Origin of the sequence: Alcanivorax nanhaiticus (assembly GCF_000756665.1) — a bacterium.
GTDB classification, from domain to species: Bacteria; Pseudomonadota; Gammaproteobacteria; order Pseudomonadales; family Alcanivoracaceae; genus Alcanivorax; species Alcanivorax nanhaiticus.
The window spans coordinates 221,065-233,316 of sequence record NZ_ARXV01000003.1; the positions used below are offsets into that span (position 1 = coordinate 221,065).

The window sequence follows — 12,252 nt, forward strand, 5'->3', positions numbered from 1 at the left end:
CCGGTTATTGTGCCTGGCACACCGGTATATAATCTCTCGTTCGGGTTGCTCACTATTTCCCTCATCGAAGGGCAAATGGCGACCAACAATCCTCACAAGCTACCGTTTTACTGTTTAGGAGGCATTGGCCGCTGTGACAGATAGCTCCCACACATTCACTCGACTGGATATCTGCAATCGCTTTCTGGAGTCGGTTCGGCACTCAAAAGTACTCGGCATGGAAGTGCTTAGTGCAGAAGAATACTGTGTGCGCACCCGGTTACCCTGGCGCGAGGATCTGGTAGGCAATCCAGACTCCGGGGTTATGCATGGCGGAGCAATCTTCGCGATGATGGACCAGGCGGGAGGCATGGCTGTCACATGCCGCACCTTTCCTGCATTTGAGATTACGCCCACTATCGATTTTCGTCTCGACCATTTGCGAGGGCCATCGGCTGGTGCAGCTGTCATTTGTGAGGCCAGCTGCTATCGACTCACAAATCATGTCGCCTTTATCCGGCTGACTAGCTGGGAGGAGGGTAACGAGGAAGAACCCATTGCGACGGGGTTGGCAACCTATACCCGGTTAAAAATTGATAACGCCGGCAAGGTGGTAGGGCAATGAATAAACTCAAAACCCTGATCGAGGACTGCCGTAGTGGCAAGGTAGAATACCAGGCATTGGTTGATCATGTTCCCTATGCCCGCTTTCTAGGAATTCAGGTGATCTCCCAAGGGGATGAGCTGACCTTCGTATTGCCCAAAAATGATAATGTGGTAGGCAATCCCACGCTGCCCGCTCTTCATGGTGGGGCGGTCGCGGGTTTCATGGAGCAGGCGGCAATCATCTTTATTCTCCTGCAAATGGGCGAGCCGCGGGTACCAAAGACTATCGACTTCACCATCGATTACCTGCGAGCGGGCCATTTCCGTGACACTTATGCGGAATGCAGTGTCACCAGGCTGGGGCGTCGTATTGCTAACGTGCACATCAGTGCTTGGCAGAAGAACCGCCAGGAGCCGATCACCATTGCCCGTGCTCACTTCCTACTCTCTGAGGATGCCAACGATAGTTGAGCTCTGCCACATGAAGGTATTGCAACGCTTGCGGCGCAATACCTTTGTCGGTGCATTGCCAGCTCGCTCCCTTCATTATAGTCGCACCAGCCTCTCATCGTGTCCTTGAGGGACGCCGGTTTCGCGCCACATCCTGCATTGTGATTTCGCGCCATTGGTGTGATGGAATGTCACACAAACCCATTCCCTAAGGCCTCTCTCGGGGTTAGCGTGGAGTCATACCCACAACAATGCGAAAAGGTGCCTGCATGAAAATAACCCGAGTCACCACCCCGCCAACACACATCAGTTTCTACGACAACTGGGATGGTCCCGGCGCTGAAGATATCGAAGACAAATTATCGCCTCAGCATGTTGAAGATGTGGTCGAGATTTTTCAGACGCCGCTCACGGGGCACTATAACTGGGACTATGCATCCGCGGATGGCCGTATCCGCAAGCTCTACAAACTGGGTAAGGAGCTGAACTGGAATGCGGACATGGACCTGGATTGGAGCCAGAGCTTTGCTCGCAGTAATCTGCCTCTGGACGAGGCTTTCAATCCATTTAATGGCTGGGAGCCGTTTGAAGCGCTTAGCGAGGATGAAAAGCTCCGTTTTGGCTGGCATAACCTGGCCTGGATGCTCGCCCAGTTCATGCATGGCGAGCAGGGTGCCTTGTTGGTTGCTTCCCAGCTTGCGAGCTGTGCACCCACTTATGATGCCAAACTTTATGCGGCCAGCCAGACGTTTGATGAAGCACGCCATGTTGAGGCATTTACCCGCTATCTACAGGAAAAAGTGGGAATCCTGTATCCAGTCAACCCAAACCTGAAGACCTTGCTCGACAAGATCCTGTCTGATCCACGCTGGGATCTGAAGTTCATTGGTATGCAGATCATCATTGAAGGGTTGGCGCTTGCCGCTTTCAACACGCTCAAAATGACAGCGAAAGACCCCCTCCTCAAGCAGCTAATACATCTGGTGATTCGTGATGAGGCACGCCATGTAACCTTTGGCGTCAACTACTTGGAGGACTTTGTTAAGAGTCTTTCTGATGAGGAAAGAGAAGATCGTGCGCATTTTGCCTACGAGGCTTGCGTGGTCATGCGCGAACGCTTGATCAGCACGGAAGTCTTCGAGCACTTTGGCTGGGACGTGGAAGCGGCCAGGGAGCAGGTGTTGTCTTCCGCAATTATGGGCCAGTTCCGTAATCTGCTGTTCACCCGCATCATGCCGAATCTCAAACGTATCGGATTACTGACGGACTCTGTTCGACCTCGTTTTGAATCTCTTGGTTTGCTGCAGTTTGAAAATCTGGTTGATGACGGCGAGGTGGATTGGGCCGAGTTGTCCCGGCCACTTTATGAATAAGAGGTCAGTTGGCTGATCTCAACTTGATGGTGCCTGGTTGGCCTTGATAGTCAGGCTGCCGGGCGCTCGCCGTCATTGGAAAATACGTGCACACCGCCCAAAGTGACGGGCTGAGCCAGGGCCAGCCGTGTGCTGTGGTATGCCTTCGACAATGCCTGATATCCCTGATCCAGTTTGTTGGGCCCGCTACGAGGCACTCCATCGATGGTTAGTGTCACCAGATTGGGACGTAATGGCGGGATCAGTGCTGAACTTTGTCGCCTTCGCCATGGGGAACGGGACTGCAGGTGGTGATACAGTACCCGCTCGCCCGGCCAGGTACTGGCCAGCCCATGACGATCCGCTATGCCTCCGTCCCAGTAGTTCTGACCTTCGATGTTGGCCGGCTGGAAGAGACCTGGCACAGCGCAGGAGGCATAGATGGCTTCCACTGCATCACCGTTTCTCAACACCCGAGTCCGGCGTGAACGACCATGCCAGGCAGAAACGGCAACTGGCAGTCGGCAGTCGGCAAGATCGGTTACAGGGAGCAGGCCCCTGAGCAGACGGCGAAAGTGATGGCCTGCCAGCAAACCAAGGCCTGGCGCAGGATCCCAGAAATCGGACTTGTTAAGGGATAGCAGCTGCTGTTCCAGCGTGTTTAGCTCGCAGCCAGCCGCGACACAAGCCCCGACCAGTGCACCCGCACTGGAGCCCGTGTAACTGGCTGGAGCAATATCATGCTCATGAAGGGCTTTGACCACCCCGAAATGGGCGAAGAAACCGAAAAAGCCGGACGACATGCCCAGCGTAAAAGGGCGGCAGGAAAGCCAGTCCGCCAGAAGTGGGCCAGGCTGTGACACAAGGTGATTCCTCAATAATGAATAGCGGCAAGCGTAACTCGCGAACCCTGCAACACTCAATTCTGTTGATGGCCGTTGCCGCAACGGCGTTAGGTCAAACCCTGGTTTTCACTCTGCTGCCATCCCTCGGCAGAGCAACCGGAATGGCGGAGATGGAGGTGGGGCTAATCATCAGCTGCTCGGCACTGGTGTTTGCCCTGGCAAGTCCGGTGTGGGGTACGATCAGCGAGTCCATGGGCAGAAAAGCGGTTCTGGTTATCGGTCTCACGGGCTATTCCCTCGGGACCTTGCTGTTCGCGCTGGTCTTTCATGCGGGCCTGAATGGCTGGATAACGGGCGGGCTACTGGTCGGTGGGCTGGTAATCAGTCGCATGCTACAGGCGGCCATCATGGCCGCAACCCCTGCAGCAGCAGCCGCTTACACGGCAGATATCACCACGCCAGAACAGCGCACCCAGGGAATGGGGCGGATTGGCGCAGCGAATAATCTTGGTACCGTTATCGGGCCAGTATCCGGTGGCATCCTTGCCGCAATTACGCTGGTATTCCCTCTTTACGCCGTTTCCGTTGTGACGGGCTTGATGGCGATTGGGACAGCCTGTTTTTTGCCTGCGTCTCCCCAGATCAGGGCCAAGGCTGCCCCCAGTCTGCTGCAAACCTTGAAAAAAGGACTAGGCGCTTACGCTGATCCCCGGTTGCGTGACTTGTTAATGACCGGGGTCATGCTGTTCATGAGTTTTGCACTGATTCAGCAGACATTGGGTTTCTTGTTCCAGGATCACTTTCAAATGAGTCCACAGGCTGCGGCCCGTACGCTCGGCATCACAATGATGGCTGCCGCTATTACTTCGCTGTCTGGGCAGATCATCGTCGTGCAGTGGTTGCGAGCCCCGGCCAGTCTGCTGATCGCCATGGCGGTACCTGCCATTGGCGCTGGCGCGGTGGTGCTCTGGATGGCTGAAGCCCAGCTGGTCATGAGCGGGGCAGTATTGCTGATAGGTCTGGGACTTGGTTTTGGGATGCCTGCCATCATGTCTCTCGCGAGCTTGCGGGTCGGTCATGAAGAGCAGGGGCGGGTAGCCGGGCTTGCCAGTGCGTGTCCTGCCTTGGGCTTTATCCTCGGCCCCTTGGTTGGTACCGGGCTTTACACCCTTGATCATCGCTGGCCCTACCTGTTGGTGATGGTGTTACTCATCCCGTTAAGTTGGCTGGCATGGAGGCTGGTACGGCGGTCTTCGCGGAGCTGACAGAAATTGTCGTAGCCGCTATGGGCAGGGTTGATATGCAATCCGTACCGGCTCAGTCATTTTCCTTCGAGGAACCCTCTTTGGTCCGTCGCAGCTGCTCTCGCTCCAGCAGCTGAGCTTTGCGTTGCACTCCCCATCGGTAGCCTGAGAGCCCCCCGTCCTTGCGCAGGATGCGATGGCAGGGAATGACAACGGCCAGAACATTGCTGGCGCAGGCGCGCGCCACTGCTCGCGCTGCCGTTGGTTTTCCAATTCGTTCTGCCAGTGCCTGGTAATCCATTGTCATACCTGGCGGGATACTCCGGAGTGCCTCCCACACCTGCCGCTGGAAAAGGGTGCCACGAATATCCAGAGGAAGGTCCAGTGGCTCACAAGGCGAATCCAGAAAACCTACCACCTGACTGAGCCAGTCAACAAAATCGGGATCCGGTGGACAGAATTGGGCGTTGGCGAAGTGCGCCTGGAGTTCCTGGACTTGCTGTGCAAAGTCCTCGCCGAGGGAAATCCAGCACAGGCCAGTAGCGCTGGCAGCGATCAATAGCACACCGAGGGAGGTTTCCGCCGCCGCAAAAGTGATCACTTCTCCGCGACCTGCGAGCCTGTGGCTTCCTGCCGGCAGGCTGCTGAACTCCTTGAACTCTGTGTAGAACTGGCTTGCGGACTGGTAGCCGGCAGCATACAGGGATTCGGTCACTGAGCTGCCTTGGCCTAGTTCCCGATAGGCCCTCAGCTGTCGCACGCCCTTGGCATATTCAAGCGGGCTGATGCCAATTTTTTGTGTGAAGGTTTTCTGCAAATGTGATGGAGAATAACCGCAGGCAGAGGCGAGTGTGGACAGTCTCGCCTGTGCGGGATCCTCTTCAATCAAGCGGCAGACAGTTAACACCATGCCGTTATGCGGGTGACTGCTCCCAAGAGGCCGGCAGCGTTTGCAAGGGCGATAACCCGCCTTCATGGCATCTTCGCAATGATCAAAGAAACGGACGTTTTCCTGCCTGGGCAAGCGCGAAGGACAGCCGGGCCGACAGACGATACCGGTAGAGGTCACCGCATAGAAAAAAGGGGCAGAACCTGAGGCTTGCCGGGAAACCAGAATATGCCAACGTTGCTCGGCCTGAGAGTCTTTTTGCATGACGATTCGCTCATTGAGTCCACTGGGTCCATCATCACGCATGATTCTACGCCAGGCATCCGGGATCTTGTGAACATAGCAAATTCAGGGGGGAGAGGGCTTTAATCCAGGTACCCAGACGCAAAAAAGGCAGGCCCGGGGCCTGCCTTTCATTTTTGTATTGCTGAAACTGTTACTCGGTATAGGGGATCAGAGTCAGCTCAACGCGACGGTTCTGCTCACGACCGCTGGCAGTACCATTGCTGGCGATGGGCTGGGTTTCACCGAAACCTACCACATCCATACGAACCTGCTCGACGCCGAAGCCACCAAGCTGGTTGGCTACAGCCTGTGCGCGCTGCTGTGAAAGCAGCAGATTGTAGCGGTCACCGCCAGTGCTATCGGTGTGGCCGGCCACCTGGATCATGGTGGATTTGTACTCTTTCAGGACCTCTGCCACTGCATCCAGCACAGGGCTGAAGCTGGATTTAACGGTGCTGCTATCGGTATCGAAAGTCAGGTTGCCCGGCATATTGAGGATGATATTGTCGCCATCCCGGGTAACCGAAACGCCAGCACCTTCCATTTTCTGGCGCAGCTTGGCTTCCTGAACATCCATGTAGTAACCCACGCCACCGCCTGTGACGGCACCAATGCCGGCACCTTTGAGGGCGCGTTCTTTACGCTCCTTGGCGCTATCTGAAGTAGCGATGCCGATCAGGGCACCAGCAACGGCACCGATGGCAGCACCTGAGGTGGCTTTGGAAGTCTGTTTTTCCCCGGTATACGGATTGATGGTGCTACAGCCGGTGAAAGCGACGGCACTGGCAAGAACCAGAGAACCCGCAAAACGTTTCATGGAAACTCCTTGGACGGTAAAAGTTATTTGATTTTTAATTGTTTAGGCACGTTTTAACCATAGCGACCGTGTAAAAACTGGTAAAGTGCCGCCTCGTTAATTTGCCAACCATACCTCCTACAAAGACAGGTCTGATAGTGAAAAGTTCTACGTTTACCCCCCCTCCGCTCAAAGTACTGGACAGCCGCTTGCGTCTGCAGCGCTGGTATTTTGCGCCCAAATTACGCGGGGCAGACAACGTAAACCCTCAACGTCCCTCTCTCTTTGTGGGCAACCATGGTCTTTACGGACTGATTGACTCCCCCCTGTTCATGGCCGAGTTGTACCGTGAGACAGGCGTATATCCAAGAGCGCTGGGCGATCACTTTCATTTTCAGGTGCCGGGTTGGGGGCCGCTGCTTACCCGCTTTGGTGCTGTAGACGGCACACCGGAAAACTGCCGTGAATTGATGGAAAGTGGACAGCATGTACTGGTCTTTCCCGGCGGCGCGCGTGAAGTTGCCATGCGCAAGGATGAGGCACACAAGCTGGTCTGGAAACAGCGAACAGGATTCGCCAGGATGGCCATTGCCCACGGTTACGACATTGTCCCGTTTGCATCTGCAGGATGTGATTACACGTACGACATCTTGTTCGATGGGGATGCTTTCAAAGCGTCCCGTGTCGGCAAGCGAATCCTCCGAAACGGGCGCGTAAACCGGGTGCTCCGAGACGGGGATCTGTTTATGCCGCTGGCCAAGGGAGTAGGCCCGACCTTGCTGCCCAAGCCAGAGCCGCTGTGGTTTCAGATCGGAAAACCCATACCCACAGAACGCTGGGCTGGGCGCTCGGACGATAAAGCGGCATGCTGGGAGCTGCGCGAAGAAGTGGCAGCCTCCATTGAGGGTATGCTGGCAGAGTTGGAAAAGGATCGTTCAAACGTGCGCGCCAAAGGCTGGCGCAAGTGGCTTCTCAGTCGCTGAAGCGGTGTCCGAAAAAGTTCATCAGCTGTCCTGCTACGCCAGTGAAATGCCCCTGATTCAGCGCTAACATGCGAAAAAATCAGGAGAATTTCCCATGCGACGCTGGAATGGCTGGGGCGACAGCAGCAACGAATATCCCTTGAAGTCTTCTGGGCTGCGCTTTTTGCAGTCTCGCCTTGGCGGCGCCACGCCACTGCAGGACGCCGAGCTTGCCACGGTAATCGCTACCGTGCCAGACACCCGGTTGCCAGCACACCCCCTGATCCAGACTGATCCTGAAATCCGTGTGCGGCATGCTCGCGGGCAAAGCCTGCCAGACTGGCTGGCCATGCGATCCGGCGATTTTGGTCACTTCCCGGATGGTGTTGCCGAGCCAGAAAACTCCGAGCAGGTTCGCGAACTGCTTGACTGGGCGGCAGAGCAGAACATCATTCTGATTCCCTACGGCGGTGGCACATCGGTGGCTGGGCACATCAACCCCCAGCCCGGTGACAAACCGGTGCTCACACTCTCTCTGGCGCGCATGAATACCCTGCTGGATCTGGACCGTGAAAGCCAGATTGCCACCTTTGGTGCGGGCACTCCTGGCCCATTGCTTGAGCAACAGTTAAAGGAAAAAGGCTACACACTGGGTCATTTCCCGCAGTCATGGGAGCTGTCCACCGTTGGTGGGTGGGTAGCCAGCCGTTCCAGTGGACAGCAGTCCATGCGCTACGGTCGTATTGAACAAATGTTTGCCGGTGGCCGTATGGAAACCCCTCGCGGTACCTTGAATATTCCCGCTATTCCCGCTTCATCAGCTGGCCCGGACATCCGTGAAATCGTGCTTGGCTCCGAGGGCCGTCTTGGCATTATCACGGAGGTGAAGGTGCGGGTGACGCCTTTACCGGAGCTTGAGACATTCCAGGTGGCGTTTGCACCAAATTGGGATGTGGCGGTGGAGCTGGTGCGCAGCCTGACCCAATCCCGTCTGCCCCTGTCCATGCTTCGGGTCTCCAATGCGGAAGAAACACGCACCCATCTCACGCTGGCAGGGCACGAGAAACTGGTATCCCTGTTGCATCGATACCTTTCTGTGCGCGGATGTGGTGAGCGCAAATGCATGATCACCTTTGGTGTGACAGGCGAAAAGAATCAGTCGAAGCAGACGCTGGCGGCCTGTAAACGCCGTATTCGTGCTGCGGGCGGTGTGATGGTGGGGGAGCTATTGGGGCGTAAATGGGAGGAATCCCGCTTTCGATCTCCGTATCTACGACATGGCTTGTGGGAACATGGCTATGTGGTGGACACCTTTGAAACCGCCGTTAACTGGAATCAGGTGACCCCGGCAATGACCGCCATGGAACAAGCAGTAAGAGACAATGCTGGTAATGGCGAAGCAGTACACGTCTTTACCCATTTGTCACATCTGTATCCCCAAGGTTCCAGTATCTACACGACCTATGTTTTCCGTTGTTCGGACAGCTACGAGAAGACACTGCAGCGCTGGCAGGCCATCAAGAATGCCGCCGGTGATGCCATTGTTGCCCATGGTGGCACCATCAGCCATCAACACGGGGTAGGGCGTGATCACGCGCCATGGCTCAAGCACGAGAAAGGGCAGCAGGGCATGGCCATCCTTGAGGAGCTGATCCATGCCATGGACCCCCGCAAACAACTCAATCCGGGTTGCCTGATTCAGGACGATTCCGAGACAGCAACGCTCTGATAAGCAGGAAAGGACTATGTTAGGTAAACGACAGGACATCCATCAGCTTGCTGAGCAGCAGTGGGATCTACTGGTGATTGGCGGAGGCATTACGGGCGCAGGTGTCATGTTGGAGGCTGCACGTAGAGGCTTGAAGGTGCTACTGGTAGAGCAGCGAGATTATGCCTGGGGCACCTCAAGTCGCTCTTCGAAAATGGTGCATGGAGGCTTGCGCTATATAGCCCAGGGCGACGTAAAGCTGACCCGGCACTCATTGCTGGAGCGGGAACGACTACTGAAGGAATTACCAGGCCTGGTAGAGCGCGCCACCTATCTTTTCCCGCTTCGAAAAGGCGTATTCCCGGGCCGCTGGCCGATGAAAGCCGTACTGTGGTTGTACGATTTTCTCGCCGGGATTCGTGATCATCGTTACTTGTCTCTGGATGAAGTCAAATCGCGTGCGCCTTCCCTGAACACTGATGGTCTGACTGGCGCAATGAGTTATACCGATGCGTTGACTGACGATTGCCGACTAGTGATGCGCACTTTGCTGGAGGGCGCTCGCCTTGGCGGCGTTGCCTGTAACTATATGCAGGTGGCTTCGGTAAAACGGGACGACACAGGGTTCAGCATCGACCTTCATGATCAGTGCGATGATTCCCGTGGCACCTTGCGTGCGTTGCAAGTGGTGAATGCCACCGGCGCCTGGGCAGATCGCCTTTCCGGCAGTGAGGCCCGCGTTCGACCACTGAGGGGCAGCCATTTGTTTGTCGATCCGCAACGGCTACCTGCTTCGGACTGCCTGACGGTCATGCACCCTGATGATGGCAGGCCGGTTTTCGTCTTCCCCTGGGAAGGGGTCACCTGTGTGGGCACCACGGACCTGGATCATCCTCAGGATATGGATATTGAGGCCAGCGCGTCCAGCCAGGAGGTTGATTACCTGTTGAAACTGATCAACAGCCAATTCCCGGGTCGGAATATCAACCGTGAAGATGTGTTTGCCACCATTGCGGGCGTCAGGCCTGTCATCGCATCGGGCAAAGGTGTCGATCCCTCAAAAGAACGTCGCGATCACGCGGTTTGGGGCGACAATGGGGTGGTGACGGTCAGCGGCGGCAAGCTGACGACTTTTCGCTTGATCGCCCTGGACGCCTTGTTGGCAACAGGCTTGATTGACGCTGCAGAACACCGCAAAGGGCAAAAATCGAAAGCGGCCATGTACGAAAAGCTGGAGGGAGCGCCTTCAGCGGTGGATCATTTTCTCCATGCCGAACAGGATGATGAAGCCTTCTTTTCCTGGCTGCTTGAACGTGAATCTGTACAGCATCTGGATGACCTGATGCTGAGACGGACAAGATTGGGCCTGACCCGACCCAATGCGGGTTGTGCAGTCTTGAAGGCCCGTCGTGAACAGATCCAGAAGGCGCTGGGCTGGACCGATGAACGTTGGCAGGATGAACTAACGCGCTACCTCCACATTCATGAGCGGTTTTACGGTGTCCCCATGCAGCACTCACACGAAACGTTAAAGGCAGGCTGATGGATGCGCCGCTTTTTCTGGCACTTGATCAGGGTACGCAAAGTGCCCGCGCCATGCTGTTCGACGTTAAAGGCGAACTGGTAGCCAAATCGCAACGGCAGATTGAGCCCTATATTTCTCCAGCTCCCGGTGCTGCCGAGCAGGATGCGGACTACTTCTGGGAAGAGCTGGGGCAGGCCTGCCAAGGGCTATGGCTCGATTTTCCCGATCTCAAAGAGCGGGTGATCGGCGTATCCCTGACCACCCAGAGAGCCTCTGTGGTATGTCTGGATGCCAGAAAAAAGCCGCTGCGCCCGGCGATCATATGGCTGGATCAACGTCGCACTGCGTCTCCGCCAAGATTGCCATTATGGCTGTCTGCCCCGGTAAAATTTCTGGGGCAGGGTGAAACGCTGCACCAGTTTCAGGCCAAAGCAGAATGCAACTGGCTGGCCGAGGATGAGCCTCAGCTGTGGGCAAAAACAGCCCACTTTTTGCTGCTTTCAGGCTATCTCACATACCGGCTAACGGGCGAATTGCGTGACTGTACCGCCTCGCAAGTGGGCTATATTCCCTACGATTACAAACGCTGCCGGTGGGCCCCGGTTCATGATTTGAAATGGAAAGCCCTGCGGCTAAAGCCCGAGCAGCTGCCTGAGTTGATCTCACCAGGAGAAACGTTGGGGGTCATTAGCGCTGCGGCCAGCCGGCATACCGGCATACCACAAGGGTTGCCTGTGATTGCCAGTGGCGCTGACAAGGCCTGTGAAGTGCTGGGTGCAGGGGCATTTGCTCCCCAGATAGGAAACCTCAGCTACGGCACCACGGCAACCTTCAACACCTGCAATGCCCGTTACGTCGAACCGATCCCCTTTGTACCGGCCTATGGGGCGGCTGCACCCGGGCGTTATAACTCCGAGATCATTGTTCAGCGTGGTTACTGGATGGTGAACTGGTTCAAACGCGAGTTTGCCCGTGAAGAAATTGACAGGGCAGAGCAGCTGGGTGTGGCACCGGAGACCCTTTTCGAGGAATTTCTCGAGCAGACACCACCCGGCGCCATGGGGCTGACCTTGCAACCTTTCTGGAATCCCGGAGTGCGTATTCCTGGACCGGAAGCGAAAGGCGCCATTGTGGGTTTTGGTGACGTTCACACCCGCGCGCATTTGTATCGTGCCATCATCGAAGGTATCGCCTACGCATTACGGGAAGGCAAAGAGCGGCTGGAAAAGCGTAACGGTGTCAAGATCACTCACCTGAAGGTTTCCGGCGGCGGCTCACAAAGCGATGCCATCATGCAAGTCACAGCGGATATCTTTGGTTTGCCGGCGGAGCGTCCCCATACCAGCGAGACCTCCGGGCTGGGAGCCGCCATCAATATCGCGGTGGCCATGAAAGTGTATCCAGACTACGAAGCCGCGGTTGAAGGGATGACACGAACGGGCAAGGTCTTTTTGCCGAGAAAAGAATTTAGCCCCCTCTATGACAAACTCTACCGTCAGGTTTACAAACAGCTTTACCCCCGTCTGGCACCGCTTTATCGCTCCATCCGCCATATCACTGGTTACCCTGCACGCTAGGGGCTGTCACTAAGGCGTTATTCAGAGGCTCCCT

General features: G+C 56.0%; 11 protein-coding genes. 8 read left to right on the top strand and 3 right to left on the bottom strand.

Going from position 1 to position 12,252, the window contains the following annotated elements; all coding sequences use genetic code 11:
* Positions 1 to 133 precede the first annotated feature (133 nt).
* The 3 genes from Y5S_RS05070 to Y5S_RS05080 all read left to right on the top strand — a co-directional run bounded on the left by Y5S_RS05070 (position 134) and on the right by Y5S_RS05080 (position 2,408).
* A complete protein-coding gene (locus tag Y5S_RS05070) occupies positions 134 to 604 on the top strand; it encodes a PaaI family thioesterase (RefSeq protein ID WP_065130265.1) in 471 nt (156 codons plus the stop codon).
* Complete coding sequence (locus Y5S_RS05075; RefSeq protein ID WP_035231000.1) at positions 601 to 1,056, top strand: PaaI family thioesterase; 456 nt, start codon at positions 601 to 603, stop codon at positions 1,054 to 1,056. The genes Y5S_RS05070 and Y5S_RS05075 overlap by 4 nt, the downstream gene beginning before the upstream one ends.
* Positions 1,057 to 1,304: 248 nt before the next feature.
* Entirely contained in the window at positions 1,305 to 2,408 is a 1,104-nt protein-coding gene (locus tag Y5S_RS05080) for a ferritin-like domain-containing protein (RefSeq protein WP_035231001.1), read from the top strand.
* A gap of 50 nt (positions 2,409 to 2,458) precedes the next feature.
* On the opposite strand, the gene Y5S_RS05085 is transcribed toward Y5S_RS05080, so the two are convergent.
* On the bottom strand, positions 2,459 to 3,250 hold the full coding sequence (locus tag Y5S_RS05085) for a patatin-like phospholipase family protein (protein ID WP_035231002.1): 792 nt from the start codon (positions 3,248 to 3,250) through the stop codon (positions 2,459 to 2,461).
* Between the two features lie 17 nt (positions 3,251 to 3,267).
* Between Y5S_RS05085 and Y5S_RS05090 the strand changes: the two genes are divergently transcribed.
* Complete coding sequence (locus Y5S_RS05090; RefSeq protein WP_052041404.1) at positions 3,268 to 4,497, top strand: MFS transporter; 1,230 nt, start codon at positions 3,268 to 3,270, stop codon at positions 4,495 to 4,497.
* Between the two features lie 52 nt (positions 4,498 to 4,549).
* Here Y5S_RS05090 and ada read toward each other — a convergent pair whose 3' ends face one another.
* Together ada and Y5S_RS05100 are read right to left on the bottom strand one after the other, a co-directional pair.
* Positions 4,550 to 5,671, bottom strand: coding sequence for a bifunctional DNA-binding transcriptional regulator/O6-methylguanine-DNA methyltransferase Ada (gene ada / locus Y5S_RS05095; RefSeq protein WP_052041405.1), 1,122 nt, complete (start codon positions 5,669 to 5,671; stop codon positions 4,550 to 4,552).
* A 130-nt stretch (positions 5,672 to 5,801) separates the two neighbouring features.
* Positions 5,802 to 6,467 (bottom strand): OmpA family protein, encoded by a 666-nt coding sequence (locus tag Y5S_RS05100; RefSeq protein ID WP_035231003.1) that lies wholly within the window; start codon positions 6,465 to 6,467, stop codon positions 5,802 to 5,804.
* A gap of 137 nt (positions 6,468 to 6,604) precedes the next feature.
* On the opposite strand from Y5S_RS05100, the gene Y5S_RS05105 reads away from it, so the two are divergent.
* The 4 genes from Y5S_RS05105 (at position 6,605) to Y5S_RS05120 (ending at position 12,218) form a co-directional block, all read left to right on the top strand.
* The gene (locus tag Y5S_RS05105; RefSeq protein WP_052041406.1) at positions 6,605 to 7,429 is read left to right on the top strand and encodes a lysophospholipid acyltransferase family protein; all 825 of its coding nucleotides are present in this window, start codon (positions 6,605 to 6,607) and stop codon (positions 7,427 to 7,429) included.
* 94 nt (positions 7,430 to 7,523) lie between these two features.
* On the top strand, positions 7,524 to 9,137 hold the full coding sequence (locus Y5S_RS05110) for an FAD-binding oxidoreductase (protein WP_035231004.1): 1,614 nt from the start codon (positions 7,524 to 7,526) through the stop codon (positions 9,135 to 9,137).
* 16 nt (positions 9,138 to 9,153) lie between these two features.
* Positions 9,154 to 10,659 carry a glycerol-3-phosphate dehydrogenase/oxidase gene (locus tag Y5S_RS05115; protein WP_035231005.1) on the top strand — a complete coding sequence of 502 codons (1,506 nt, stop codon included), beginning with the start codon at positions 9,154 to 9,156 and terminating at the stop codon, positions 10,657 to 10,659.
* Positions 10,659 to 12,218: an FGGY-family carbohydrate kinase gene (locus Y5S_RS05120; protein ID WP_081939675.1), complete on the top strand. Its 1,560-nt coding sequence runs from the start codon at positions 10,659 to 10,661 to the stop codon at positions 12,216 to 12,218. Before Y5S_RS05115 ends, Y5S_RS05120 begins: the two co-directional genes overlap by 1 nt.
* Positions 12,219 to 12,252 lie beyond the last annotated feature (34 nt).

What these genes read in the sequence shown, in the direction of transcription:
- ada (WP_052041405.1), bottom strand. Translation starts at nt 5,671, where the DNA reads ATGCGTGATGATGGACCCAGTGGACTCAATGAGCGAATCGTCATGCAA.
- Y5S_RS05090 (WP_052041404.1), top strand. Translation starts at nt 3,268, where the DNA reads ATGAATAGCGGCAAGCGTAACTCGCGAACCCTGCAACACTCAATTCTG.
- Y5S_RS05100 (WP_035231003.1), bottom strand. Translation starts at nt 6,467, where the DNA reads ATGAAACGTTTTGCGGGTTCTCTGGTTCTTGCCAGTGCCGTCGCTTTC.
- Y5S_RS05120 (WP_081939675.1), top strand. Translation starts at nt 10,659, where the DNA reads ATGGATGCGCCGCTTTTTCTGGCACTTGATCAGGGTACGCAAAGTGCC.
- Y5S_RS05075 (WP_035231000.1), top strand. Translation starts at nt 601, where the DNA reads ATGAATAAACTCAAAACCCTGATCGAGGACTGCCGTAGTGGCAAGGTA.
- Y5S_RS05115 (WP_035231005.1), top strand. Translation starts at nt 9,154, where the DNA reads ATGTTAGGTAAACGACAGGACATCCATCAGCTTGCTGAGCAGCAGTGG.
- Y5S_RS05080 (WP_035231001.1), top strand. Translation starts at nt 1,305, where the DNA reads ATGAAAATAACCCGAGTCACCACCCCGCCAACACACATCAGTTTCTAC.
- Y5S_RS05110 (WP_035231004.1), top strand. Translation starts at nt 7,524, where the DNA reads ATGCGACGCTGGAATGGCTGGGGCGACAGCAGCAACGAATATCCCTTG.